The 26,772-nt window shown below is 44.1% G+C and carries 21 protein-coding genes and 1 pseudogene; 11 read left to right on the top strand and 11 right to left on the bottom strand.

Going from position 1 to position 26,772, the window contains the following annotated elements:
• Positions 1-137 precede the first annotated feature (137 nt).
• From ACX1DY_RS00475 to ACX1DY_RS00450, 6 genes are all read left to right on the top strand, one after another.
• Entirely contained in the window at positions 138-4,115 is a 3,978-nt protein-coding gene (locus tag ACX1DY_RS00475; protein WP_458962244.1) for a carbohydrate-binding protein, read from the top strand.
• Positions 4,116-4,289: 174 nt separating this feature from the next.
• Positions 4,290-4,892 (top strand): hypothetical protein, encoded by a 603-nt coding sequence (locus tag ACX1DY_RS00470; RefSeq protein WP_458962243.1) that lies wholly within the window; start codon positions 4,290-4,292, stop codon positions 4,890-4,892.
• Between the two features lie 203 nt (positions 4,893-5,095).
• On the top strand, positions 5,096-5,590 hold the full coding sequence (locus ACX1DY_RS00465; protein WP_458962242.1) for a DedA family protein: 495 nt from the start codon (positions 5,096-5,098) through the stop codon (positions 5,588-5,590).
• Positions 5,591-5,667: 77 nt separating this feature from the next.
• Entirely contained in the window at positions 5,668-6,228 is a 561-nt protein-coding gene (locus tag ACX1DY_RS00460; protein ID WP_458962241.1) for a class I SAM-dependent methyltransferase, read from the top strand.
• Between the two features lie 17 nt (positions 6,229-6,245).
• Positions 6,246-6,926, top strand: coding sequence for a response regulator transcription factor (locus ACX1DY_RS00455; protein ID WP_458962240.1), 681 nt, complete (start codon positions 6,246-6,248; stop codon positions 6,924-6,926).
• Complete coding sequence (locus ACX1DY_RS00450) at positions 6,919-8,022, top strand: sensor histidine kinase (protein ID WP_458962239.1); 1,104 nt, start codon at positions 6,919-6,921, stop codon at positions 8,020-8,022. The genes ACX1DY_RS00455 and ACX1DY_RS00450 overlap by 8 nt, the downstream gene beginning before the upstream one ends.
• A 160-nt stretch (positions 8,023-8,182) precedes the next feature.
• Here the strand turns inward: ACX1DY_RS00450 and ACX1DY_RS00445 are convergent, their stop codons facing one another.
• Both ACX1DY_RS00445 and ACX1DY_RS00440 read right to left on the bottom strand, forming a co-directional pair.
• Complete coding sequence (locus ACX1DY_RS00445) at positions 8,183-10,474, bottom strand: copper amine oxidase N-terminal domain-containing protein (protein WP_458962238.1); 2,292 nt, start codon at positions 10,472-10,474, stop codon at positions 8,183-8,185.
• 115 nt (positions 10,475-10,589) lie between these two features.
• Entirely contained in the window at positions 10,590-10,808 is a 219-nt protein-coding gene (locus tag ACX1DY_RS00440) for a hypothetical protein (RefSeq protein WP_458962237.1), read from the bottom strand.
• 325 nt (positions 10,809-11,133) lie between these two features.
• Here ACX1DY_RS00440 and ACX1DY_RS00435 point away from each other — a divergent pair.
• Positions 11,134-11,651 (top strand): annotated as a pseudogene (locus tag ACX1DY_RS00435) (TetR/AcrR family transcriptional regulator).
• A gap of 175 nt (positions 11,652-11,826) precedes the next feature.
• A complete protein-coding gene (locus ACX1DY_RS00430) occupies positions 11,827-12,273 on the top strand; it encodes a GNAT family N-acetyltransferase (protein WP_458962236.1) in 447 nt (148 codons plus the stop codon).
• Between the two features lie 48 nt (positions 12,274-12,321).
• Here the strand turns inward: ACX1DY_RS00430 and ppsA are convergent, their stop codons facing one another.
• From ppsA to ACX1DY_RS00410, 4 genes are all read right to left on the bottom strand, one after another.
• Entirely contained in the window at positions 12,322-14,943 is a 2,622-nt protein-coding gene (gene ppsA / locus ACX1DY_RS00425) for a phosphoenolpyruvate synthase (RefSeq protein ID WP_458962235.1), read from the bottom strand.
• Between the two features lie 195 nt (positions 14,944-15,138).
• A complete protein-coding gene (locus tag ACX1DY_RS00420; protein WP_458962234.1) occupies positions 15,139-15,897 on the bottom strand; it encodes a hypothetical protein in 759 nt (252 codons plus the stop codon).
• Between the two features lie 53 nt (positions 15,898-15,950).
• Positions 15,951-16,415 carry a phage tail protein gene (locus ACX1DY_RS00415; protein ID WP_458962233.1) on the bottom strand — a complete coding sequence of 155 codons (465 nt, stop codon included), beginning with the start codon at positions 16,413-16,415 and terminating at the stop codon, positions 15,951-15,953.
• A gap of 22 nt (positions 16,416-16,437) precedes the next feature.
• Entirely contained in the window at positions 16,438-16,920 is a 483-nt protein-coding gene (locus ACX1DY_RS00410; RefSeq protein ID WP_458962232.1) for a GyrI-like domain-containing protein, read from the bottom strand.
• A gap of 109 nt (positions 16,921-17,029) precedes the next feature.
• Between ACX1DY_RS00410 and ACX1DY_RS00405 the strand changes: the two genes are divergently transcribed.
• The gene (locus tag ACX1DY_RS00405) at positions 17,030-17,992 is read left to right on the top strand and encodes a helix-turn-helix transcriptional regulator (RefSeq protein ID WP_458962231.1); all 963 of its coding nucleotides are present in this window, start codon (positions 17,030-17,032) and stop codon (positions 17,990-17,992) included.
• A 41-nt stretch (positions 17,993-18,033) separates the two neighbouring features.
• On the opposite strand, the gene ACX1DY_RS00400 is transcribed toward ACX1DY_RS00405, so the two are convergent.
• A complete protein-coding gene (locus ACX1DY_RS00400) occupies positions 18,034-18,954 on the bottom strand; it encodes an ArsR/SmtB family transcription factor (RefSeq protein ID WP_458962230.1) in 921 nt (306 codons plus the stop codon).
• Between the two features lie 174 nt (positions 18,955-19,128).
• Between ACX1DY_RS00400 and ACX1DY_RS00395 the strand changes: the two genes are divergently transcribed.
• A complete protein-coding gene (locus ACX1DY_RS00395; protein WP_458962229.1) occupies positions 19,129-20,625 on the top strand; it encodes a glycoside hydrolase family 43 protein in 1,497 nt (498 codons plus the stop codon).
• A gap of 48 nt (positions 20,626-20,673) precedes the next feature.
• Here ACX1DY_RS00395 and ACX1DY_RS00390 read toward each other — a convergent pair whose 3' ends face one another.
• From ACX1DY_RS00390 to ACX1DY_RS00380, 3 genes are all read right to left on the bottom strand, one after another.
• Positions 20,674-20,799, bottom strand: a complete 126-nt coding sequence (locus tag ACX1DY_RS00390; protein WP_458962228.1) for a DUF6254 family protein — start codon at positions 20,797-20,799, stop codon at positions 20,674-20,676.
• Between the two features lie 130 nt (positions 20,800-20,929).
• Positions 20,930-22,879: an oxidoreductase gene (locus ACX1DY_RS00385; protein WP_458962227.1), complete on the bottom strand. Its 1,950-nt coding sequence runs from the start codon at positions 22,877-22,879 to the stop codon at positions 20,930-20,932.
• 40 nt (positions 22,880-22,919) lie between these two features.
• Entirely contained in the window at positions 22,920-24,188 is a 1,269-nt protein-coding gene (locus ACX1DY_RS00380; protein ID WP_458962226.1) for an L-lactate MFS transporter, read from the bottom strand.
• A 216-nt stretch (positions 24,189-24,404) separates the two neighbouring features.
• Between ACX1DY_RS00380 and ACX1DY_RS00375 the strand changes: the two genes are divergently transcribed.
• Positions 24,405-24,950, top strand: a complete 546-nt coding sequence (locus ACX1DY_RS00375; RefSeq protein WP_458962225.1) for a PadR family transcriptional regulator — start codon at positions 24,405-24,407, stop codon at positions 24,948-24,950.
• 56 nt (positions 24,951-25,006) lie between these two features.
• Here ACX1DY_RS00375 and ACX1DY_RS00370 read toward each other — a convergent pair whose 3' ends face one another.
• Positions 25,007-26,719 (bottom strand): ABC transporter substrate-binding protein, encoded by a 1,713-nt coding sequence (locus tag ACX1DY_RS00370; RefSeq protein WP_458962804.1) that lies wholly within the window; start codon positions 26,717-26,719, stop codon positions 25,007-25,009.
• Positions 26,720-26,772: the final 53 nt, after the last annotated feature.

The following is a 26,772-nucleotide window of genomic DNA, read 5'->3' as shown; positions in this document are numbered from 1 at the left end:
AATTAATAGGCAACTTCTTTGCTTGATCTGATGATGAAGGGAGGCACATGTCTTAACTTGATACCGTTTACATTTCCGTTATGAGCATAAGATGCGATTTATCGAAGGGACTTTAATCTGAAGGGAGAGTTGAATTCGTGAATAACCAAAAAAGATTTATCGCTTGGGTGTGCATTGTAACTTTAATCGCAGGAACGCTTCTGGCATCTGTTGGCTTTCCTGCCTCCTCTCATGCAGCAGGACGGCCTAATCTGGCGGCAGGGGCATCCGTATCCGCGTCCGGACATGCCGATGTTTATGTTGCCTCCAATGTCACGGACGGGAATTCCGGTACGTATTGGGAAAGTGTCAACCATGCCTTCCCTCAATGGGTACAGGTTGATCTCGGCAGCACGGCCTCCGTTGATCAGGTTGTCCTGAAGCTGCCGGCCCAATGGGAGAGCCGTACGCAAACCCTTTCCGTGCAGGGAAGCACGGACGGAAGCAGCTTCTCGAATCTTAAAGCTTCAACCGGATACACGTTTGATCCGAATACCGGAAATACGGTAACGATTGACTTCACTGCAGGCATTGTCCGTTATGTACGTATCCATGTAACTGCGAATACGGGCTGGCAGGCAGCGCAATTATCCGAGATTGAGGTCTACGGTACGGTTCCTCAGGTTGAGCCCTCGCCGATCCCCGGGAAAATTGAAGCTGAAAGCTATACCACAATGAGCGGCATCCAGACCGAACCGGCTGCAGATACCGGTGGCGGTCTTAATGTAGGTTGGATAGATGCCGGCGACTGGCTGGACTATAGTGTAAATGTACAGAGCGCCGGAACTTATAATGTAGAATACCGGGTAGCTGGAAATACCGCCACAGGCGGGATTCAGCTTCAATCAGGCGGAGCAACGCTGGCTGTTACAGAGGTACCGGATACCGGAGGATGGCAAAATTGGCAGACCGTCTCAGCCATTGTTACGCTTAAGGCCGGGCCGCAAACCATCCGCGTCTTGGCGAGCGGAGCGGGTTTCAATCTGAACTGGCTCCAATTTATCCCAAGTTCCACTTCGGATAATGAGGCTCCTACGCCGCCCTCAGGCTTAGCTTTTACGCAGCCGGATTCAGGTACGATTCTCCTCGCCTGGAACGCCTCGACCGACAATGTGGGCGTTAGCAGATATGACATTTACGCCAACAACCAGCTTCGAGGCAGCGTTAACGGCTCCACCCTCACTTATAAGGACACACAGCCCGTGAATATAGCGGTGACCTATTACGTGGTTGCCAAGGACAGTGCCGGAAATGGTTCCGCACCAAGCAATTCCGTAACACGTAGCGGTTCAGGCACAACTGAGTCAAACCTCGCAATCGGCAAGCAAATAACTGCCTCATCTTCTACATCTGCTTTTGTAGCCTCAAATGCAAACGACAACAACGTAAACACCTATTGGGAAGGCAACGGACATCCAAGCACACTCACCTTAGACCTTGGTGCCAATGCCAACGTCACTTCGGCAGTACTCAAGCTAAATCCTGACAGCGCATGGGCAACGCGCACTCAGACGATCCAGGTGCTGGGCCACAATCAGGATTCCACGACCTTCACAAGCCTGGTCCCGGCAGCCTCGTATACATTTGATCCAGCTTCTCACAATACCGTGACCATTCCTGTCAGCGCAAGCTTGAGTAAACTTCAGCTTCGGATTACAGCGAACTCAGGAGCGCCGGGAGGGCAAGTCGCCGAACTCCAAATTTTCGGTACGCCTGCACCTAACCCGGATTTGACGGTCACGGATATCTCCTGGCTGCCTGCTTCTCCAGATGAGAGCCAAGTCATAACTCTAAAGGCAACCGTTCAGAATATTGGTGCTGTAGCTTCACCCGCTACAAGTGTAAACTTCTATCTTGGTACTGCGCTGGCTGGTACGGCTCATGTCGCTGCACTTGCGCCAAACGCTTCGGCGAATGTCTCCGCGGACATTGGTGCAAAGGATGCCGGCTCTTACACCGTCATCGCTAAAGTGGACGAGGATGATAAGGTCATTGAAACAAACAACGCGAATAACAGCCTTACTTCAACTTCACATTTAGTCATAGATCAGGTGCAAAGCTCCGATCTCATCGCCACCACGTCCTGGACACCGGGCAATCCGAGCACCGGCAACACAGTCGCCTTTACCGTCAATCTCAAAAATCAAGGAACGATCGCTTCCGCGAGTGGATCTCATGGAATCAAGGTGGTACTGAAGAACACTGCAGGTGATATTGTCAAGACCCTCACCGGATCCTACAACGGTTCCCTACCCGCAGGAGCTTCGGCAAACATCACCGTTGGGACATGGACAGCCGTCAACGGAAGTTACACCGTAACGACCACAGTTGAAGCTGATGCTAATGAAGCAGCTATCAAGCAGTCCAACAACGAAAGCGTGTCCAGCCTGTATTCCGGCCGCGGCGCCAACATGCCGTTTACGATCCTGGAGGCAGAATCCTCAGCAAACAGCACCAATGGGTCAAAGCTCACCCCGAACTTTACACCGGGTGATTTTGCCGGAGAAGCCTCAGGCCGTTCGGCGGTCTACCTGGATAAGACGGGTGAATATGTAGAATTCACGCTACCCTCACCAGCGAACGCTTTCGTTCTGCGCAATGCTGTTGCCGAGAATAGCACGGGAACAGTTAGTATTTATGCGGATGGTGCGGATAAAGGCAATTTTACCGTGACTTCCAAGTTCTCTTATGTGTACGCAACACCTTCAACGCTCGGACGGCTTGGATACGATAATTCAGGGTCCAAGGCTTACTGGCTCTATGAAGATGCCCAGCTCATGTTGGACAAAGTTTATCCGGCAGGGACCAAAATCAAGATTCAGAAAGACGACGGAGATATTCCTTGGATCTACGTAGACATGATCGAGACTGAGAATGTGGCTCCGCCCGCCTCGAATCCGGATCCGGGCAAATATGTGCAGGTGTCCGGCACCAAGTCCATCGAGCAAGCCTTAAGCGAATTCCGGCAGGACCCGTCCAAGAAAGGGATCTTCATTTCGGCTGGGGAGTGGACGATTTCATCCAAAATCTACTTGTACGGCCGGGCGACAGAGATCATCGGTGCTGGTCCATGGCACACCAAGCTGGTGGCTCCAAAAGATCAGACGAATACAGATGTCGGATTCAACATCAGTTCGGCCGCAAACGGTTCTACCATCAAGAATTTATCCGCTTGGGGCAACTATGTCTACCGTCAGGACGGTCCTGGCAAGTTCATTGATGGCAACGGGATGCAAAACGTCACCATCGACAATATTTGGGCTGAACACTTCATCTGCCTGTATTGGGGGGTGAACTCCTCCTACAATACGTTCACAAACAACCGGATTAAGAACGTTTTTGCCGACGGTATCAACATGACCAATGGTTCTTCCTATAATATCATCAATAACAACTATGCCCGCGGTACTGGCGACGATTCGTTTGCCCTGTTCAGCGCGATTGATTCCGGCGGCTCCTACAATCTAGGCAATAAATACACCAACCTCACCGCCACCAATGTCAGACGCGCAGCGGCTTTTGCCATCTATGGAGGTGAGAATAATCTATTCCAGAATCTGTACGGCGCTGATACGCTAACTTATCCGGGCTTAACCATTAGCAGCTTAAGCTTTGGATATAACACATTAGGCTTCGGTAACCAGGATACGATCATCGACGGGGTGACCCTGGACCGTACAGGTGGTGATTTCTGGACCAGTGTGGGAGCGGATGATAAGATCAACGATTATCAAAACTTTGGAGCTATCTGGTTCTTCGGCGGAGACCGCGATTTCAAAAATATCCTTGTCAAAAACGTCGATATCAATAACCCGGTCTACTTCGGACTGATGATTCAATCGAAATCTCCGGAAAATCTGCCGATGCAGAACGTTCGATTGGAGAACATTACGATCAATAACCCGACCCGCTACGGCATCAAGCTGGTAGCTAAAGCGGAGGACGGGCAAGGTCCTGCCGTCGGCGCAGCAAGCTTCACTAACGTGAAAGTGAATAATCCGGGTGTAACCGCGATCTACGGCGAAACCAAAAACCCCGGGTTCAACGTCATCCGGGTATCAGGTAATAACTGGTAAAGTAGATGCGATATACTCCCCTCCATGTAGACAGGTTAAAAATAAACCAGCTACTTGGAGGGGAGTGTTTTTGTCGAATTCACCTTAAGAATTTCTTTAGAAATATCCTACGATGTTCTTCAGGATTTGTTTTTATGATGAATTTCAGTGGATTGGAGGGGTCATCTATAATAAATGAATATCTATGTGAAAATTTTAATCTATCTCGGCAGCAGTTTATTAATTGCATTCTTCTTGACATTAATTCTCTCTTATTGTTTGGCTTATTTTCTTGCTGGTTTATCACAGTTTGTTGATGATTCTACTACCAGATTTTTCGCAGCCTACCTCATTCCATTTATTTTCACAATAATCTTTGTGCTTTCATTTAGTCTGTTGACTCGACATATCGTGAAAAAAATGATTTTAATGAAACAAGCATTGCAAGTGATTAATGAAGGGGATTTAAGTTATAGAGTCCCCAGTTTGAGCTTTCATGAGCTGGATAAAGTCGCAGCAAATATCAATTTATTGGTGGATCACTTACAACAAGAAATTAGAAAAGAACGTAAAATGGAGCATCCCAAGAAAGAGTTGATCGAGGATATTGTATCGGGATTGCACGGACCATTGAATAGTCTCATTAATGATGTAACCCTCTTGAAATCAGGGGCTTACAATAGTCAGGAAGAATACGCAAACCTTATACATGATGCAAATACGAAAGCAATTTATTTAAAAAAAGTAATCAATGAATTATTACACTCTGTGCGTCTTGTCAGAGAAAATCTATTATGAACCTTACGATCAATGTTGAAGATACTCAACAATGATCGTAAGGTTTATTTTTTTATCACTTTATGATGTTTGTAATGTTCTTCCCCATCCTCTCCCCTCTGCACACTCTTCAGGTTTTCTTAAGATTTTCTTTAGAAATACTCTCATCAATTCCTTAGTTTTTCTCGTTATGATACCTCTATCGACACGAGGAGCTGATAATAATGTTCGGTAATACAGTGATAGATCTTATCCATCAATATGGTTATCTATTCTTTTTTCTCGCCTTTTCCTTGGGGCCATTTGGAGTCCCGATCCCCAATGAAATAACCATCCTTACTGGTGCCATTCTAAGTCGCTCAGGCGTTATTAATCACTGGACTACTTATATCTGTATTCTGGCAGGTTTGCTAACGGCGATCACGATTGCTTATTGTGCAGGAAAGTTATTTGGTCACGGATTTAAGAAAAAGTTGTTGAACAATAATCACTATCTAAAAGCCGAATCCATCTTAAGAAAAAGAGGCGATGTAGCGATGTGTATCGGGATGTTCATCCCGGTTGTACGTTATTTTATGCCTTTGCTGATTGGGCTGAGCGGTATTCATTATAAAAAATTTGCTCTTATTACGTACTCGAGCGCCTTGCTCTGGACGATAATTTTTTTTGGTTTAGGAACTTTTTTTGGAAATCCTATTTTGTCATTGCTGCATGCTTGAGATTTTGAGGTCGGCAATAGAAAGCGTTTTGAAATAAACGGATCAGATCATAATAAACAGTGCTGGAGGAGTATAAAATGAAATCAAATGATAATCTGTTGTTTTTGAGAAGTTTTGTAAAAAACCCTAAAAATGTTGGGAGTATTATCCCGAGCTCTCGTTTTTTAGCCAACGCGATGGTTAAGCAAGCAATTTGGCAAGAAAGTACTGCAGTTGCAGAGCTTGGGGCAGGGACTGGTGCGATTACCCGGTACATTCAAACAAATGCAAATGAAAACACAAAAGTGCTGTTATTTGAAATGGATCAGACCATGAGAAGCAATTTACAAAATGAATATCCGAACTTCACTTGCCACCCGAACGCTGCTGCTTTAGTGGATGCAATGAAGAAGGAAGGCTTAAATCAATTGGACTATATTTTTAGCGGTTTGCCTTTTTTTAATTTTGAGCGTTCATTAAGGGATACTTTGATTGAACAAATCCACCAAGCTTTGAAACCCGGAGGACTGTTTATTGCTTTTCAATATTCGCTACAAATGAAGAAGCAGCTTTCCGAGAAGTTTATTATTGAGAAAATTGAATTTGTACCGCTCAATATTCCTTCCGCTTTCGTTTATGTTTGTCGTAAAAAAGAATAGAAAGGATACGACAGAAAATGAATACAATCTTAGTTGTAGACGACGATCCGGATATTCGAGATGTGATCCATGTATATTTGCGTAATGAAGGATACCATGTAATTGAGGCAGCCGATGGCGAGGAAGCGCTGAACATCATCCAATCAAATCCCGTCCATCTCGTTATTTTGGATGTCATGATGCAACGCATGGATGGGATCACTGCCTGCATGAAAATAAGAGAAATTTCAAATACTCCAATCATCATGCTTTCGGCCAAAGAAGAGGATATTGATAAAATTATCGGTTTGACTACTGGAGCGGATGATTACATGGTCAAGCCGTTTAACCCTTTGGAATTGATCGCTCGTGTAAAAGCTCAATTCCGCCGGCAATCATTAATTGGAAAAGAAGAATTCAAATCGCTGATCCTGATCAAAGACCTGGTGATCGATAAAAATAAACATTCCGTAAAACTGAAAGGAAATGAGATTTCGTTAACCCCTTTGGAGTTCGCGATTCTGTTGCTGTTAGCGAGCCGGCCTGGTCAAGTTTTTAGCTCGGAGCAAATCTACGAAAGTGTGTGGAAAGAGCCTTACGGGTATTCTGACAATACCGTTATGGTTCATATTCGCAATCTTCGGGAGAAATTAGAGGAAACTCCAAGGGAACCTCAATACATTAAAACAGTATGGGGAGTTGGCTATAAAATTGACTAAGCGCGCTCAAAAGCCAAAACATAAAAAGCGGATTCAATTCAATATTCTAATTCGGATGATCATCAGCCTGGTAATTTCAATTAACATAAACAATGTTTTCATTTTGACTTCACTTAAACTTGGTAATGCTATGGAATCTGATTGGTATCTTCGTTTGTTCCCTTATCTGAATACACCTTTGTTTATCGTTAGTTTCATCAGTATTTTTTTATTCTTGACCCGCAAAATTGTACAGGACCTGATCAAACTTGAGCAGGGGCTAGAAATTATCGCTGAAGGAAATTTGGGTTATCGCGTAACTGTCAATCGTCAAGATGAACTTGGAAATGTTGCCATGAACATCAACAGAATGGCGGAGCGTTTAGAAGAACAAATCGCGAAGGAACGCAAAATCGAACAATCTAGGATGGAAATGATTACAGGCCTCTCACATGACCTTCGCACCCCTCTTACAAGTATCATCGGCTATATCCAGCTTCTCAAAACTGAATCTTTCCAAGATAAAGACGAATATTCACGTTTTGTTCAGAACACGTACAACAAGGCTGTACATTTGAGAAAGCTGCTTGACGATTTGTTTGAATACACCCGGCTAACCTCTGTCGACGATACCCAATTGAATCGAAAGAAAATTGATTTATTCCAGCTTTTAGAGCAATTGTTGTTTGAATTTGAACCGCTTGCTCAAGAAAACGGCATTCAAATTGCGAAAGAGATTGGAGCCTCTCCAATAAGCGCTTTTGTGGACAGCGAAAAAATTGCCAGAGCGATCGACAACCTTTTGATGAACGCCTTAAAATATTCCTTCAAGCCCGGAGTGATTCACGTTCGAATGATACAGCATAGTACACATATCACTATTGAGGTTCAAAATAAAGGCACACCACTTACGGAAGACCAGGTAAATAAGCTGTTTGACCGGTTTTATAAGGTCGATTTTTCAAGGAGCAGCGAAGGCATTCAGGTCGGATCCGGTCTCGGTCTTTCTATTGCGAGGAATATCGCGGAGCTGCATCAAGGCAGCCTGACGCTTCATCATACCGGTGACGTTTTTTCGTTTCAAATGACGTTGCCACTATACACTTCTAACCAATGAATTTAGTCATCTCAAAAATCCGAAACGGGTAGGAAGTATATTTCCAGGTCAGCATTGTTTCGTAAAGAGAATATACAAAACAAGGAAAAAAAACTTCATCAAGCTTTTATGCTCAATGAAGTTTTTTTTCCTTATATAATTACGTCTTAATTAATTATAGTTATATTTCAAACTCTTCCGTTGAAGCTGAAAGACCACCATTCTGCAAACCATTATTATTGGCTACAGCAAGAACGTACACTCTATATTTAACCCCTTTAACAATTAATTCACCGTTAACATCCCTTCTTGAGGCTACAATTGCAGGATTCGTTCCATTAGGAGTTATCGACGTAAAATACGAGGATTTAACCGCAATTGCTTCCGCTGAACCAAAACCTTGCTTGGATGGAACTACCAGGATCCTGTATTCCGAAATATTGGACTCGTTAGCGGATTGGTTGAATCTGACTAGTATTTTTCCATCATCCACAACACTATATGTTACATTGGTGACCGATCTCACCGGAAGCTTAGTAGATAAAGTAATTACATTCGACTCTGAAGACAACACATTGGTGCCGGAATACTTCCCGCTTCCAACGGTTAAGACATATATTTTGTAGCTGATGCCACTCTTAATCATTGTGCCGTTTACGTCCCGCGCGGACGATTTCAAGACTTGACTGGTGCTGCTTCCTGAAGTGCCCACTGTTGTATAATTGGAGCTGGAGACATTATTCGCCTGGGATAAGCTGAAACTGCTGTAACTGGAAGTAGGGACCACCATGATACGATACTGGTTAATGTATGTCTCATCTGTAGCATGGTTAAAGGATACTTTTAAATCACGCCCATCTTCGTAATCATTCACATCACTTACCTCCAGGTTCGAAATAGGTGACAATCTGTAGTCTAGAGTTAACGTAATTAATGGTGCGTCAGTCGAAAGAATATTGGTGCCCAAATTTTTCCCGCTTCCAACCGCTAACACGTACACTCTGTAAGGTGTTCCATTCTTAATCAAATCACCACGCACGTCTCTTGCTGACGAGGCTAACACTTGACTGGTGCTAGATCCTGTTGTGCTCACTGTTGTGTAATAAGAGCTGTAGACATTATTCGCCTCAGATAGACTAAAGTTGTTGTAATAAACTGTAGGCACAATTAGAATTCGGTACTGGCTAATATACGTTTCATCTGTAGCGTGGTTAAAGGATACTTTTATATCCCGGCCATCTCCAAAGTCACTAACGTCGCTTACACTTAAATTAGAGATATTTACCGAGGACAGCGTAATCGCAGATGAAGCAGCAGACAACAAATTATTGGCTGCATTGCTTGCACTATCTACCCCCATAACAAACACACGGTAACTAACTCCAGTCTTAATCAGAGCCCCATCCACGTCCCTGGCTCCGGATGACAATATTTGGGCGATCTTGGATCCCGTTTTGTTGACCTGCGTATAATTTGAACTGATAACAGCATTGGCTGCCCCTAGACTGAATGAGGAATAATTAGAAGCTTTGACCACAAAAATCCGGTAAGAGCTTATCCTGGACTCATCCGATACTTTATTGAAACTTACAAATAAATCCCGGCCATCACTATAATCACTCACATCATTTACTTGTACGTTGCTTGGCGCAACTATTACAGTATTATTGTTCAGGGTTATCGCCGCCGAACTAATCGAAAGAGCACTGGTGTTGTTGCCTTTACCCACTGCCAGTACATAAGCTGCATAGGTTTGATTGCTTCTAATGAGTTCACCATCCACATCCCTTGAATTAGCTGTCAGTCTAATCGTAGGGTTAGTGCCTGTAACAAATACCGTGGAGTAATTGGAGGACGTTACCTTTTCTGCAGACGATAGGCCAAAGGAGCTCCAAGCCTTTACAATCATTACCCGGTAATGATCCACCAGTGATTCATTGGAGGATTGGATGAAGGTGATCTGAAGATCCCGGCCGTCACCATTATCACTAACATCCTTTACCTGCACATTCGATGCCGGATTTACAATCCCACTTGCGCCGCCTGAAGTTGTTATAGTCACCACTTTTGCAACCGGGTTCCACCCCACCTTATGCCCCAGTGCCTCACTGATGAATCGTGTAGGAACCATCGTTCTCCCCTTCAAATTTTGACCAGGCACATCTAGAGTTACGGTTGTATTGTTAATCGTGGCTATCTTTGAGCCAATCTTTAACATAATCGTTGTATCATCTTTAGTGGCAGTTACCGTCTGGGATTTCTGATTCCACTTGATGGTAGCATTAAAGGCTTCGAAAATTGCCCGTAACGGTACCATCGTCCGTCCGTTCACCATCACCGGTGCCCGATCTGTGGACAATTTAACTCCGTCAATAATAATGCTGATGGGCGAATTAGCAGCGTTCACTGAAGATTGAAGCATCATCGGCAAAGCTAATAAGCCCACTAAAATAGAAATCCATAACTTCTTCACAGATTCACCCTCCTGGAATGACGATTACATTCTTTTCCTAACCTTTTGACGCTCCGACCTAGCTAAAAGTTTCACGCTTTAATGGTTACAATATTTTAGTCTATCTAGCCAGCGATCAATTGTTCGCACCCTCAAGATCTACCGTTACATCGAATACACGGCCAGGTTCCAGTGTTCCATCGAGAATATCCGGTAATCGTTCTTCCATATACGCACGTGTTGGTGCCGGCCCTCCCGCAAGCTTGATGTTACGCCCAAACAGACTTGCAAAGCCAACAGGAGCTTCTTCATACTGTGGAACGCCTACGCAGCTAATCACTCCGCCAGCACGCACGGCACCCAGACTCATTTAGCTATAAGGTCGTGAACCCAGAAGAATTCCCTGAATTTTAGCCAATTAACCTCCATAAACCTCAAATGAATAATGTCCCGCACTCAAGCCTTTTGGCAATCCGTTGTAGACAATTCTTACATACCTTCCGGTCGCGGTAAATCGGTCAACTCGCGTCTGTTCGGTTGATGTTTGACCAGTCTGGTTCGAGGCTACATTCCATTCTATCCCGCCGATGCCATCATTCCCGTTGCTTGCTTTATGATGGTTATCTTTCACGCTATCACTTGAAGCTTTTTTGCCCAAGGCAAGCTCACGGCTCTGTGGAATTTGCACCCATTCCGAATCGGAATCAGTAGTTGAATTGATGAGAGAAAAAATTTCGATGAGATTACCATTCAGGATATTGCAGACCAGGCCAACCTAAACCGCGGAACCATTTATCTTCATTATCAGGACAAATATGATCTGCTCGATAAACTGATCGAATCACACATGAACGAATTGGGCGAGATGGATGAATGGGCATGTAAGCTGGATTGGAGCAATGGGCTTGTACCTTTTTTTGAGTACTTTGAGAAAAACTATTTATTTTTTTCAAATATGCTAGCCAGTAAAGGAACTCCCTCTTTTAGAACCCGGCTTCTTAATTATGTTATGGAAGGATTCAAAGGTGAGATTGATAGAGAAAGCGGAAGAAATGTGGATTTAACTGAAGATGTTATGCTGCAATATGCTGGTACCGCTTATGTAGGGGTGATTGAATGGTGGATTAGAAGTGGAATGCCGTATCCGCCGCAAACTATGGCTAAGCAAGTTGGAGCATTGTTGGAGAGAAGCTTATAGTAGCTGCCTTCATTCGGGAAACGCTCATTGCTATTTTTGATACGTGTGGACAGCTGATTAATGGGCATGACAATGAGGTTAACAAAGCAATAGAAAATTTTTTATAGAAAAGAATTAAACCTACTAAGAGTTCAAGTATTACTGTAAAATGAACTCAAAAACGAGGAGCCTACCCATGATTAACAATCAGTCCATTCCATCCCGCGATGAAAGCTTGCTCCATTGTCTGCTGGGCATCTGGGAAGCATCCGTGAGACATACACATCTGTTCTTGTCCGAACAGGACATTGCAGCGCTGCGCCCCCTTGTCCTGCAAGGTCTCAAGGAGATTAGCCAGCTCATTACCTATACCGGTGAAGATAAGCAGCCGCTTGGCTTCATAGGCGTTCAGGAGTATAAGATTGAAATGTTGTTTGTAAGCCCTGACGCCATGGGAAAGGGCATTGGAAAGAAGCTGGTTGCCCATGCCATACAGGCGCTGGATGTACAAAGCGTAGATGTAAATGAACAGAACCCACAGGCTAAAGGCTTCTATGAGCATATGGGATTCCGCGTATATGGGCGGTCTGAGCAGGATGACCAGGGTAATTCATTCCCGATTCTGCATATGGAATTGCTGTAATCACAAGAAAAGACCCTTTCAACTACCTGAAAGGGTTCTCCTTCTGTATTACAATATTTCTATATACCCTTCTGTTCCATTCACGCGAATTCGTTGCCCGTCCTTGATCAGCTTGGTGGCATTTTCTACACCGACAACTGCCGGCAAGCCATATTCACGCGCGATAACTGCTCCATGGGTCATCAATCCGCCAACTTCGGTGACTAAGCCTTTGATGGATACAAACAATGGTGTCCAGCTAGGGTCAGTAAACGAGGTGACTAAAATATCTCCATCTTCCAGATAGGCATCTTCCATATTTAAGATGACACGTGCTCGCCCCTCAATCACTCCGGAAGAAACAGGCAGACCTGCAATAGCTTCAGCTGGGAGATTTTCTCGGTTATACTTGCCGGAGAGTATTTCGCCATCAGACGTGATAACACGTGGCGGAGTTAGTTTTTCATATAGCCTGTACTCGTCTTTTCGTTTGCCGATGATCTGGTAATCCAATTCATTGGTGCGTACAGCTTCGTGAAGCTCTTCAAAGGTGAGGTAATAGATATCTTCTTTTTCACGAACAACACCCGCTTGTACAAGCTGTTCGGCTTCCTTCATTAAAGCCTTCTTGTAAACGAAGAAGCGATTAATATAATTATATTTTGGGTATTCCCGATATCCAATGAGATTCCGGACTAGGTCAATCATTCGTTTTGTCTCTTTGGCTTTTTGTTCGCCATCCGGTAATTGCTTCAATCGCTCTAATAACTCTTGTTCTTTTGCCAACGCTTCCTGTCGCCCTTGCTCAAACTTCCGTTTTCCGGCATTAGGCTCAAAGTTTTTGATGTTACCCAGAATCATGGAGACAAGTGTAATTGGTTTTTCGCTCCAACGGGTTCTGGTAATATCAATTTCACCGGCACATCGCATTCCGTATTTGCTGAGATAGGCATAGATAGCGTCTTGGGTTTCCCTTCCTCCATCAAACTTAACCAGCTCATCCAGAAAGTTATCATCTTTTACATGCTGTAAATAATTAATGACTTCCGGATAAGGACGTATCACATCTGCGACATCCATTAGTGCCAGACCCATTTCCGAAGTGATATTGTTTGGTACAGATTGAGACAGCGTATCTGCTGCGTTTTTTTCACCCAACCACTCCAGCATTTTTTCATTAATCCATGATGAAGCATTCATAGCAGTCATAATCACACCAAAGCTTTGTGGATCAGACACGCTCTTCTTCTCCCTTAATTCCTGGATATCTCCCAGGATAAAATCAAATAGATCGGCTCCTGATTTCGTTTGGATCTTATGTTCTAACTCTTCGATCGCTGCTTCACCTCGCTTAATCAAATCAGAAACGATTGCCGGATCGTAATCGTTTAGTGTTTGATAATTCGCAGGCTCCGGACCTTGATTGCTTTTACCGTAACTCTGTTCTTTCTTATCTTCCGGTATCGATTTTATATAATTCCCCCGCTCTATGACGGTCGTCAATGCATCTTTTATGAGCGGATCGTTTTTTCCCAGGACATTTATTAAAGTATCCCTGCCGGAAGATGAAGCCAGCATAAGAGAAACATCAACAAACAACCTTCCGCCGGCTTTACGCATGGGCGCAGGAGTTAGTAACAGGTAAAAAGACAATCCGAGTGGTTTTATGGGGTCAGTCATCATTTGTTGATGACCGACGGATACGTAAACGTGATTTTCTTGATCATTCACTTCAGGTATGGGGTATAACGTCGTGATTGGCCGGCTCTGGACAATATAAAAGGTTTCATCAGCCAAACACCATTCGATATCTTGCGGCTGACCGAAATAAGCTTCGATCTGTCTTCCGATGCGTGCCAGTTGTAAAATCTGTTGTTCTGTAAGTGTTTGAGCCGTTTGCTGATTAGGATCGAGCTGCCGGGTCTCTGTTCCGCCTTCTTTTCGTCCATAGATAGCCAATTTTTTGGTTGCGATCCTCTTCTCGACGATTTCCTCTTCCCGCACTTTATAACAATCGGCAGATACCAGGCCGGAGACCAGAGCTTCTCCAAGTCCAAAACCAGCATCAATGGATAGCAATTTTCGGTTAGAAGTAATGGGATCAGCGGTAAATAATATCCCTGAAGCCTGCGGGAAAACCATCTTTTGAACGACTACAGATAAATAAACCTGGCTATGGTCAAAACCATTCTGCATACGGTAGATTACCGCGCGATCCGTAAATAAGGAAGCCCAGCATTTGCTGATATGCTGCAGGATGGCATCGACGCCGATGATATTTAAATAGGTGTCTTGTTGACCGGCAAAAGAGGCATGAGGTAAATCTTCAGCAGTCGCGCTAGAACGCACTGCATATGCATGTTCGTCACCAAACTGTGAGAGATAGTGAGTAACTGCTCTCACAACATCGGAAGGAATTTCTGCTTCCATAATGATTTGTCGAATCTTCCTGCTGATTTCTCCAATTTGCTCCCGATCTTCTACTTTTAACATGGTTAGTTGACCCACCAAAGCATGATATGTCTCGTTATGTTCGATGGCTTTTTGATATCCCGCTGTTGTAACACAAAAGCCTTCAGGTACTTGTATTCCTTCAATTTTTGATAACTCCCCTAAATTTAACCCTTTCCCGCCAACGAGCAGAAGCTGCGTATTGTCCATTTCCTGAAAACTGAGAACGAAAGTACTCATTCAATATCCTCTCCTAACCATTAAATTGAGAAAAAAGATTTGACAGGAGCTTACTGCCATAGTATACTTAGAGTATAAGATGCAGTAGTTTTGATAATTTTATTTGCAACAGTCGTGATTTGATTATATCATCGTGTCTGTTCATGTGCAATATAAAAGAACCTGGAATTTCTCCAGGTTCTTTTTTTGCCTTCTCTATCCCCTGAGGGGAAGCAAACGACCGATAATCTCCAGCTCACCGCCAATTTCGGATTGGATGAATTCAAGCTGTTCCTCTGCGGCAGAGAAAATCACCGCCGTCGACGGGCCTCCTGAAGCATTTAGCTTTTCCGTGATCCCTGGTACTGCCTGAAAACTGCAGCCGTTCAGCTCAGCCAGAAGCTCTGCCTCATACCCGGCCCCCTTAGAGCCAACCGGATGAATCTCATGCACCTCAGGTGAGGCTACAAGTGACTGGAGCTGCCGGATGCTGCATATTCTTGCCCCTTGCTCCAATACTGCACTCCCAATCAGCGGTTCCCCCAGCATAACCACACAGTCACCGGCAAGCGACCGCTTCAGCTTCAGCCGTTCCTCATCGGTTTCCCCGATAACAGTAATTCCTACGCCTGTCTGGCACGATTTGAAGTTGTCCTCCGTGCTGCCATTCAAATGCGCCTCAGTGAGTCCAGCCTCGTCCAGCAGTCTTTGTATTCCGCGGATAATTTCGCTTCCTGTCGGATACTTTTCCACAGCTAAGGTATCCACTACCGTAAGAATGTCTGCGCATACGGACAGAACTTCCATAACCGCAACCCGGGCTGTATAATAGCCGACGATATCCGGCGGAGTCTGCACAGCATCCATTGGCTTGTTTCCGATACTTGCGCTGGAGTCACAGCCTATGACGAGCAATCGGCTTCCCGCTCTTCGTACCAAAGTTAAATCGCGAACTTTTTGTACAGATGGTTTCATTTGTTACATTTCCCCTTGATTTGGAACCGTAAATTGGACTCGCGGTTTAACTTTTAATATTCACCTTTAATTACAAAAAACGAGCCCCGAATAGTTCCAGCTAGCTTGGACTTTTGTCTTGCAAACTTAAACTTTTCTTCTAACTCCTTGGGTATCTCCATCCCCTCGGAAAGCTTAAAACCAACGGCCCGCTTCTTAGGGTCATCAACCGTATACATGACGTTGACCGAAAGACCATCCTCATAAAAGACGTAGGCCATTTTAATATTTTCCACCTGAAACCGTGACGTTTCTAAAGGTTTGGCTGCAAACTCAATATCACGTTCTTTTTTCAAAATTTGATTCACATAGTCAAGGGTCTCCTGGCTTTCGCTGGCAGGTACAACCGTAAATTCATGCTCGTATTTGTTCATAAAGTAACGGGCTTCATTCGCACGTAAACCAGCAAGCGCTTCTGCTACAGGTGAAGACTCTAAACCAATCGTAGACACATTTTTAAAATCAACGATATAGGACAATTCAATCCCTCCTTTTATCTCTTTATTTCCTTACAACAGGAATCCACATTTCACCAAAAACCAAGCCGTTCCGCTGCCCCATCTCCACCGATGTATTAGGCGCGCCAACATAGGCAACATTCTTTGCTTCCGGTAAGGCTTGACCAAAGGCAACGCCGGCAAGCTTATTATTTAATTCATCAGCCGTCGGTGCTTCTCCTTTAACAACCAGGTATTCTCCCTTAGGAAATTGAATGACTCGGGCTTCTTCCGGTGCCGCTGCTGCTTCTGCCAGGACGCCGGCATAATGCATCATCTTGCCATTCACCGCTTCGTTCACAGCAAAAATGTAGTCATTTGCGGCTATAGCTTTTAAAGTATCGAGCCTTCCATCTTGGCTGACGGCCTGCCAAAAGTCTGACTTTTCCTTATTTATACCAGCATAGTCTGTGTAATCGCTCTTCAGCTCAGTTCCTAAACCTATAACGGTAAAGCCGTCTTTTTCTATCAGGGTATATTCTGCCATATTCAAAACCTTCCTTTTTTGTGGATTATCAAATGATTTGTCTTCTTCACTTGATGAGTATATGATAATCTTAAATCATGTCAAAAAGTGATACTGTTTAGGAGTCCCGATGAAAAAAGTTGAACGGATTAATATCATCATGCGGTTTATCAACAACCGCGCCCATTTTACAATTTCTGAAATCATGCAGGAATTTAACATCTCCCGTTCGACAGCAATTAGAGATATCAGAGAGATTGAGGCCATGGGTATGCCTCTTGTCGCTGAAGTTGGAAGGGACGGGGGTTATTCTGTCATGCATAACTCCGTCCTTCCCGTTGTCCGCTTTACCGATAATGAGGTCAAAGCTCTTTTTATTGCCTTTATGGCCACAAGAAATCAACAGCTCCCCTATCTAAAGAGCCGTCAGTCTTTAACTGAGAAATTACTGGGACTCATCTCGAGCAACCAGCAGGATGACCTTTTTCTATTAAATCAAATCCTGCTTTTTGAAGGGACCAACCCTTATAATCCCGATCTGCTTGATCTTTCGGACCTCCCCCATCCCATGCTGGAAAAACTGATCCAAATCCTTCTTTCGGATAGCTATTTATTGATTACCACCAAAGAAGATAATGTAATCAAGTCTTATTCAATATATCTCTTGCACCTTTACCGTGAAAAAAGTCTTTGGCTGATTGAAGGCTTTGACTTAAAGGAAGAAAAAAAGCAGATTTTTCCTGTGGACCATCTCACGGATGTCACGCCCTACAGGGCGAAAACAAGACTAAGCAAGAAAACAATTTTAGACAAACTAAGTAAGCAGAAAGAAGAAATCAACCTTGTCCTTGAACTTGGTCCAAAAGCGATTGCCCAATTCAAAAAATACCATCCACTAAAAGTTTCAATTTCCTATACGAATCCTTACCAAACCACGGCCATTCTAGAGACTTTTATCAATGTAGATAAGCCTGAAGAACTGACCGATATAACAAATTGGCTGCTTTTCCTGGGTGGGGATATCAAGGTTAGGGAAGTGCCAAAAGAAGTCCTAGGAGGTTTACAAGAAAGATTACGCTTATACTGTCCATAATTAGTGGCAGTTATTCCTATTTATACGCAGCATCTCTCCCTCTACTGTTGCGTTTCATCGCCAAGGAATACACGGATTACAATATCCTGATCATGATTGCCGAAGCCGGCTCCATAAAGTGTCAATCCGCCAATGTTAACGCCCTTCTCGTCAACTGCGAAACGAAGTGTCCAGAATTGTTCCGCTAGCTTGATATCTGCGATGGTCACGTCTGACATCCGCTCCTCATCTATAAATGTACCTGTGGCATCAATACGGATCGTCTTCAATAATCCATACTGATTCACATTTCTATGCCACCATTTCGGCGTATATTTGCCCCGCGCAGCCCTGCCAAAGTCAGCCGGGCTTGTCCAGGTTCCGAGCACAACACCGTTAAAGATGAATTGAATATCCGAAGGCCAATGATCGCTCAAGCCGGGCGCTTCTGAGGCAATCTCCATCGAAATTTCGATGGCCTCTGCGGTTTGGTCAGGAAGCAGATAGTTAGGCGTCTTGTACTCTACGTATCCCTTCCCGAACCACAGAATGGCGGCATGAACCCGCTCGGGATCGAGAAAGTAGCGCGGGTCATCCCAAATTCCGATTTCCTTCTCCCGGGTACCAAGCCCGCATGTAGGCTGGACGTCAAAAGCGGTATAATGACCGACTGAAATCGTCTGCTCTCTGATCCTCTTGGTTTGGCTGGCGGATGGCAGCTTGATCTCGATATGTTTTTCTGTGAGGAAGCACATTTTGTGTGTGCCTCCCTTCAGGCGAACCCTGCGGCTCCCGATTAATCCGGCTTGCTCAAGCTTATGGATGTGCATGGTAACGATGGAGGGGCTAAGCTCTAAATTAGCCGCAATATCCTTCACATTAATTTCTCTGTCGGCAATGAGGCTCATAATTCTCCATCTGACTTCACTTGCCAATGCTTCATATAACGGCATGAATTTTTGTTCCCCGTTTGCTTTGATCATAATCATTAACTCCTGACTATGTTTATTGAAATCACATTTATATTAATTTAATAAATTTTATGTGAAACTTCAACCTTGCTTCATTGAAAGTTTTTATTCAATGGTGTTTAATTCTTGTTAGTTGTAGATCATACTGAATTCTTGTATATATGAATTTATTAATGAGGTGGAGAAATGAAATTCAATAATCCGGTCATAAAAGGATTTTATCCTGACCCCAGCGTATGCAAAGTTAATAATACCTATTATCTGGTTTGCAGCTCCTTTCAGTATTTCCCCGGCGTTCCGATTTTTGAAAGCAAAGATCTGATCAACTGGACCCAAATCGGTCATTGCCTGACTCGAAAAAGCCAGGTTCAACTGGAAACTGTGGACAGCTCCGGCGGTGTATTTGCTCCTACCCTGCGTCACCATAATGGACGGTTCTACATGACAACCACAAATGACACTACACGTCAGAACTTCTATATCTGGACGGACGATATTTATGGTGAATGGTCTGAACCCATTTATGTCGATCAAGGGGGAATTGATCCGGATTTATATTTTGAAGAAGGTAAAACGTATTTCATGAGCAATGGGACTGACGATTTCGGAGCCAGCGGCATTGTCCAATGTGAAATCGAAATTGAAACCGGACGCAAGCTGACGCCTAGCCGTTCAATATGGCAGGGAACCGGCGGACGTTATTTGGAAAGCCCTCACATGTATAAAATAAATGGACGATACTATCTGATGGCTGCCGAAGGCGGAACCGAATATGGCCATATGATTACTTATGCCCGGGGAGATTCAGCTACTGGCCCGTTCGAAGCCTATGCGAACAATCCTGTACTAACTAATCGTAATTTGGGCGGTTACGAGCTGCAGGGAGTCGGCCACGGTGATTTGATTCAAGACCATGAAGGGCATTGGTGGCTCTTCCATCTCGGATTCCGGCAAACGGGTCAGTATCTTACTTATCACCACTTGGGACGCGAAGTGTTTCTAGCCCCGGTTACTTTTGGAGAGGACGGCTGGTTTACGGCTGGGCATAATGGCACCACCCTTTTGAGTTTCGAGACAGACCGTATCGCGGACACAATCCTTCAACAGGAAAAGAAGGTCTTTACGTTTGAGAACACGGATTGGAATCTGGACTGGTGTTATCTTCGTCATCCGGCTGCAGAGCATTATCAGTTAGAATCCGATAAGGTAAAGCTTACAGGAACCGGAGTGACGCTGGATGTTCCGGCATCCCCGACATTCATAGGCATTCGTCAAAAAGACTTCAATGCGGTCATTTCATGTGAAATCAGCCTAAGCAGCGGCGAAGCCGGTATTACGCTCTATATGGATGAAAACCACCACTATGATTTGGCACTGCGCGGGCATCAAGATGGATACGAAGTTATTGAACGGCTTAATATCGGAGAAATTAAATCCGTTGAAAAAGCTATAGATCTGAGCCATTGCAATCATGCCACATTGGTTGTCAGGGCTACCCCTACTCAATATCACTTTTACGTGCAGATAGAAGGTACTGAGACCTTGCTTGGAACTGCGCAGACGAGGTATCTCTCCTCAGAAGTAGCAGGAGGGTTCACAGGTGTACTTATCGGTCTGTATGCCACTGGAGAGAAACCCGATTCCAATGCAGAGTTTACACGATTTAGCTGCGTGTATTCTTAATACAGAAAGACTGCCGGCAATATCGCCGGGCAGTCTTTCCCTTTCTCATCAAGTAGTATGCTTCTCTTCATATTCGCTGGACAATTCCTTAAGCGGTTTGATTTTACCATGGGGATGCTGAGCTTGCTTTCGTGACTTCCAGGCAGCTTCGTTCCTTCTCTTCTGGTGAGCCATAAAAGATATCCTCCTCTGGAAATTGAGATGTATACTACTTCTTTATGTTGTCATTTCTGGGCTGCGTTCATTCAGGAATTACCAGCAAAGTAAAAAAAGAGAGAGGATCTCTCCTCTCTCATGGCCAAAATTAGATATCAAGCGCAGCATGATATCCCTGATATATCGCAGTCGTGATCGTAGACGCCTTAACGCAATCTCCAATCTGTGCAACATAAGGTGCACAATCAATTAACTCATCCACTGCTTTTCTTCTTGGCCGCTGTCCAAGCGCACAAATGACCGAAGTGCCTGGAACAAGATGCTCTTCACCATTTGGATCAGCGCAAACAACACCTTCCTGCTTAACACGTAGCCCTTTAAATCCTAAATGAACCTGAATGTTATTCTTTTCGATTTCTTTTAGCATAATCGGACGATGTCTAATATTTGCATCTGGAGCCAGCTCCGTTCTCATTTCTACCAGATGAACAGATTTACCTTCCTGGGCAAGGTGAATGGCTGCTTCACAGCCTGCCAGCCCGCCTCCCAATACGACTACGCTATCGCTGACCTTATCCTTCTCCAGATAGTAGTCATTAACAACGACCACGTTATCACCATCAAGTCCAGGGATTGGAGGAACAATTGCTGCCGAACCGACAGCTATAATTAATGCTTCAGCATTTTCTTTCTCTGCATACTCTTTAGTAACAGATGTATTCAAACGAATCTCAACGCCGGCGTCTTTGGCTAATTTTCCAAGAGTCATACCTAACTCATACATCTCGTATTTAAACGGAATCGCCTGTTCTCCCCTCAAGATGCCGCCTACCTCGTCAGACTTCTCACAAAGAATGACTTTATGTCCCCGTTTGGCTGCAGTAAGTGCTGCATAAAGTCCGCCCGGACCTCCGCCAGCTACTAGAACCTTACGCGGAGTAGGAGAAGGATATATTTCTGTCCCATCCATTTCACGGCCGATTAAAGGATTAACCGTACACCGTCTTGTCGATGTCTCCGCACGTTCCGCCATACAGGTGAAGCATCTCAGACATTTAATAATATCCTCGTCACGGTTGCTCATCACCTTTCTTGGAAGCTCGGGATCGGCTAACAGCGCGCGGGCCATTTCAACAACATCTGCCTGACCACTGGCAATGATTTCTTCCATTTGAGCCGGGTCATTTAATCCGCCAACCGTTGCAACCGGAACACTTACATGCTTCTTGATTTCTGCCGCGAGATATACATTGCTTCCATGAGGCAGGAACATCGAAGGGTGTGTGACTCCAAAGCCTGTCTGATAGGTTCCGGCAGATACGTGAAGCAAGTCAACTCTAGATTCGATTAATTTGGCAATTTCAATGCCTTCTGTCAGATCATAGCCGCCTTCAAACAACTCCGAACCACTCATTCTAAACTCTATGGGAAAGCCGGGACCCACAGCTTCACGGACGCTGTCCAGAGCCTCCTGTGCAAAACGTACCCTGTTCTCCAAAGATCCGCCATACTTGTCTGTTCTGCGGTTGAAATAAGGTGAAAAGAACTGGTTAATCAACCATCCATGTCCGCCATGAACCATGATCATTTCATAACCTGCTCTCTTAGCAAGTCCGGCACATCTGCCATACGCTGCTACGATGTCAGCAATTAGCTCTTGCGTAAGCTCTTTTACTTCTCTGCCGTCTGGACGGACTCCGGGGCTTGGTCCCCATTGAGCAAGTCCTTGCTTCTTATTCTTGTCAGTCAGATAAGTTCCTGCATATTGCCCGGAATGAGACAATTCCACACTGGCAATTGCGCCGTGACGCCGAATAGCATCTGCTGTGTAAGTAAAGCTTGCAAGAGAATCTACTGTCTGCAGATCCAGATGGTACATATGGGAGGCTTCTGTTTCGGGATGAACCACAACTTCACTGACTGTAACTGAGGCAGCACCGCCTTTTGCTCTTAATTCGTAGAATGCTGTGGATTTGGGGCCAATCGTGCAGTCTGCTGTAATATCTGTACCTCCCATAGGTGAGCCAAACATTCTATTTCTGAAGGTTACATTTCCAATGGTGATGGGTTTGCATAGGTTTGGATATTTTCTTTGCATGATTTCATTCTCCTTCTCTGTAGATGTTTCTTTCTTACGTTTAAATGATAGCTTTCTGATTCTTATTAGCAGCGCTCTCCTGATACTTGACAGCCCACTTGTATACAAATGTTAGAATAAATCCGGTTATGCCAAAAATGGCCGCAATGACAAAGGCTCTCTGATAGCTACTGTCTGTGCTGTAAACATTCCTCATAATGGACGGCCCAAAATATCCTGCTAATGCAAATCCAATAAACATAATTCCATAATTCACACTATTATTTTTTGCACCAAACTGATCCGCAGTAAATCCGGGAAATACCCCCATCAGTGCGCCAAAGCTTAAACCGATAACGGAAATACCGATATAAAATGTCGCCACACTACTTTCTCCTGAAAAATAAAGCAATATGAGTCCTACTACCGAAAAGAGAGAAGCAAAAGCCAGGGTATTGATTCGACCAATTTTGTCTGAAATATAGCCTGCAAGAATTCGTCCGCCAGTGTTAAACAGAGCCAATACAGAAACAACTGTCGTAGCGGCTGCCGCAGACAGGCCAACCATTTTTTGAGCTATAGGTGAAGCTTGTGATGTACACATTAGTCCGGCAAAAGCTCCACTTATCAATAGCAAGATCATTACATAAAATAGTGGGCTTGCAAGCATGCCTTTCCAGTTTTTGTCGTTCTTCATCGAACGGCCAACATTGACAGCCTTTGGTGTCCATCCTGCCGGGACAAAATCAGATGGGCATTTCTCAATGAAGAATGAAGCGGCACATACAATAATAAGGAATGCTATACCGATTATTTTGAATGCTGTTGTTACACCAGAGTGACTGATTAAACCATTGGCAATGGGAGGTATAATCACTGAGCTTAATCCATAGGCAGCCGTTGTTACACCGCCAACTAATCCACGTTTGTCAGGGAAAAACTTAATCGAGTTACTAATTGTGCATCCGTAGACCATTCCTGTTCCAAGGCCGAGTACAATACCATAGGCAAATACCAGGAAGCCTACAGACGTTGCAAACCCTGATAAAATCATACCGCCCCCAAATAACAGGCCCCCTACAAAGATCACTTTCTTTGGTCCGAACCTGTCATTAACCCAGCCACCTGAAATCATCGTGATAGGTCCTACTGAATTTGTAATCGTAAATGCAATAGCCAAATCTCCCGGTGTTAAACGAATTCCTGTAACGCTGCTCAGATATTCTGCCATTGGGGCAGCAAATACACTCCAAGCATAGATTGATCCAATACACAGGTTAATAAAGCAGCTTGCAATCAGGATAATCCATCTCTTTTTTGTAAATTCCACTACAATTCTCATCTCCTTATTGTTCATTGTGAAATCATTCACATCGTAATTCGATTTAATATTAGCATGTGGATTTAATTATATCAATACAAACATGTATTTATTTATATGTTTTATAAAACATATTTTCTTTCTTCCGCGCAATTTTATTGTTGACTGGCTAAATATGTTATACTAAACACAAAAACGAAGATCATGCATAGAAAAGAGAGCCATATGAGAACTTTAAAATATGCCATTTTAGGTTTGCTAAATAAAGAGTCAATGACTGGTTATGATATAGGTAAAGAGTTTGGTAAAGATCTGGGTGAATTTTGGAATGCAAAGCATAGTCAGATCTATCCGGAATTAAAAAAGCTGCTTGACGAGGGCCTGATCGTTTACGAAATTCAAATTAGCGGAGAAGTATTAGAGAAAAAGCTGTATTCCATTACGGAGAAGGGTAAGAAGGATTTTTTGCAATGGTTGAAAAAGGAAGAACCTATTGAGCCCACTCCTAAAGACGTGTTTAGACTGAGAATGTATTTTTCTAATAACCTGGATGTAGCTACCCGATTACAACTGCTAGAGCATCAACTGCTTCAACATCAAGACAGGCTAGCACATTTACGCAAAAATAAAGAACGTTATGATAGCATGCCTCCGCTTGACAGTGATAATTTTGGTGATTATCTTGTGTTAGATGGTGCTATTTTACGTGAAACTGTAACGATACAATGGCTCGAAAATTATATTAATATTGTAAAAAAACAACCCATTTAGTACATGCAGAAAGACCCTCACCAAACTGGTAAGGGCCTTTCTTATGTCTGCTTGTATTATTTAACATCCTTGCCTGTAAAAAGTGATACTCTTGCTTTTACCAGCTCGGTATATTCCTTCTCCATTTTCTCTGCTCCAACGTCGTTCATTTCTTTGAGGAATGCATCATATAGCTTGTCGAAGTCTGCAGGCTTAGCGAGAATGGCTTCCGGAATACGTTTGTGGACGATGTCCTGCGTCTTCTGGTAGATGACCTGATAATCACCATCTGTCGGAACCTGCATATTATACAGTGCCCCCCATTCTTTGACTGGGAATTCATTCTCAGCCGGGAACAGATCCTTCCATGTCTTCGCTTTATAAGCCGCTAAAGCTTCCTTCTCGGCATTCGAGTAGCTGGCGATGATTTGTTCAGGGAAGTTGGTGGTATAGTAATTGTCAGTTGAATCCTTGACACCGTCCCCGTAGCGGACCCCAAAGATCGAGTATAGTCCGATGCCTGTCTGTTTCGCGAAGTTGGCTGCATCATTGACTTTTTGGTTACGGATCTCGTCCGGAATGACGCGCTTTCCATTCTCAACATTATACTGCTTGCCTTCGATTCCCCAATTTCGCAGTACCTGTCCTTCATCTGAGGACAGCCAGTCAATAAATTTGATGGCACGTACTGGGTCTTTGCAGGATGTCGAGATGCTAATGCCATACCCGTCAACCCCGATGGCCTGCATGGAATTATCTTTATACTGCTTACCCATAGTAACAGGCAAATGAGCGTACGTATATTCGTCTTTGCCGGCTGACTTCAGAGCATTCTCGGCGTCCTGGTATTCCCATTCTACAGAGGTAAGGCCGAGCACGCGTCCGCTGGAGATTTTCGATTTATACTGATCATCCTTTTGCACAAAGGAATCCTTATCCAGCAAACCTTCATTATACATATGATTCAGCCAGCGGAAGTAATCTTTTTCTTCCGGACGTTTGTAATGAAGCATCGTTTGATAAGTTTCCGGAACCACATAGTATTCACCGTCACCTGCCCCGCCTGTAGTCGCCGCGGCTTGATTGGTTACGGTAATCATACTCTTCCAGCCATCTGCATTTAACAATAGAGGAATCGTAGGCTGGCCGTCGGTTGTCGGGTGTTTGGCCACATATTTCTTGAGGGCGCTTTCATAATCTTGAACTGTTTCAATTTTCGGATAACCAAGTTCCTTGAGAACTCTAAGCTGAATTTCAAAACCGCCCGTTGCATCAAAAACCTGTTCATCTACCCCAACATTGGTTGGAATTGAATAAATGGCTTGATTTTCCTTGCTGTATTTCATGCGGTTCATACTCTTGCTCATAACCTTTTTAATATTTGGAGCATATTTATCGATAAGATCGGTCAAATCGATAATTCCCCCTGCATCAACCAGCTTGCCAAGCTCTCCCTTGGCATAGATGATATCGGGAAATTGTCCGCTGGCCGCCATTAAAGAGATTTTGTCCTGTCCGCCGCCGCTGCCTACATCAAATTCGGCATCAAGAGTAACCCCGGTTTTGGCGGTAATTTCTTTCCCCACATCATCCTGCATGTTGTTCCAGTTCGGATTAGCGTCAGCTCCAAAAAATGAAAACGTAATTGGGCTGGTATCATCGCTGCTGCTGCTGTCATTTACATTATTGGCAGTGTTGTTTTTTGTGCTGCTGCAGCCCGCCGACAGGAGCAGCATGCTTGCTAACAGCGCTATTCCGCATTTCTTGGGCAATTTCTGAATCATGGTCATCATTTCCCCCTTATAGTGTTAAGAGTGTCTGTTTTCGTTATTAATTTTATCTT

It is taken from the genome of Paenibacillus sp. BAC0078 (genome assembly GCF_054483875.1).
The sequence above is the reverse complement of the archived record's forward strand: the minus strand, read 5'-3'. Positions and strand labels throughout refer to the sequence as shown.

Excerpts from the sequence above, each read along its gene's own strand:
- ppsA (WP_458962235.1), bottom strand. The coding sequence starts at position 14,943 with ATGAGTACTTTCGTTCTCAGTTTTCAGGAAATGGACAATACGCAGCTT.
- ACX1DY_RS00460 (WP_458962241.1), top strand. The coding sequence starts at position 5,668 with ATGAAATCAAATGATAATCTGTTGTTTTTGAGAAGTTTTGTAAAAAAC.
- ACX1DY_RS00410 (WP_458962232.1), bottom strand. The coding sequence starts at position 16,920 with ATGGCAGAATATACCCTGATAGAAAAAGACGGCTTTACCGTTATAGGT.
- ACX1DY_RS00385 (WP_458962227.1), bottom strand. The coding sequence starts at position 22,879 with ATGCAAAGAAAATATCCAAACCTATGCAAACCCATCACCATTGGAAAT.
- ACX1DY_RS00470 (WP_458962243.1), top strand. The coding sequence starts at position 4,290 with ATGAATATCTATGTGAAAATTTTAATCTATCTCGGCAGCAGTTTATTA.
- ACX1DY_RS00400 (WP_458962230.1), bottom strand. The coding sequence starts at position 18,954 with ATGATCAAAGCAAACGGGGAACAAAAATTCATGCCGTTATATGAAGCA.
- ACX1DY_RS00375 (WP_458962225.1), top strand. The coding sequence starts at position 24,405 with ATGAGAACTTTAAAATATGCCATTTTAGGTTTGCTAAATAAAGAGTCA.
- ACX1DY_RS00430 (WP_458962236.1), top strand. The coding sequence starts at position 11,827 with ATGATTAACAATCAGTCCATTCCATCCCGCGATGAAAGCTTGCTCCAT.
- ACX1DY_RS00420 (WP_458962234.1), bottom strand. The coding sequence starts at position 15,897 with ATGAAACCATCTGTACAAAAAGTTCGCGATTTAACTTTGGTACGAAGA.
- ACX1DY_RS00405 (WP_458962231.1), top strand. The coding sequence starts at position 17,030 with ATGAAAAAAGTTGAACGGATTAATATCATCATGCGGTTTATCAACAAC.
- ACX1DY_RS00390 (WP_458962228.1), bottom strand. The coding sequence starts at position 20,799 with ATGGCTCACCAGAAGAGAAGGAACGAAGCTGCCTGGAAGTCACGAAAG.
- ACX1DY_RS00455 (WP_458962240.1), top strand. The coding sequence starts at position 6,246 with ATGAATACAATCTTAGTTGTAGACGACGATCCGGATATTCGAGATGTG.
- ACX1DY_RS00395 (WP_458962229.1), top strand. The coding sequence starts at position 19,129 with ATGAAATTCAATAATCCGGTCATAAAAGGATTTTATCCTGACCCCAGC.
- ACX1DY_RS00370 (WP_458962804.1), bottom strand. The coding sequence starts at position 26,719 with ATGACCATGATTCAGAAATTGCCCAAGAAATGCGGAATAGCGCTGTTA.
- ACX1DY_RS00465 (WP_458962242.1), top strand. The coding sequence starts at position 5,096 with ATGTTCGGTAATACAGTGATAGATCTTATCCATCAATATGGTTATCTA.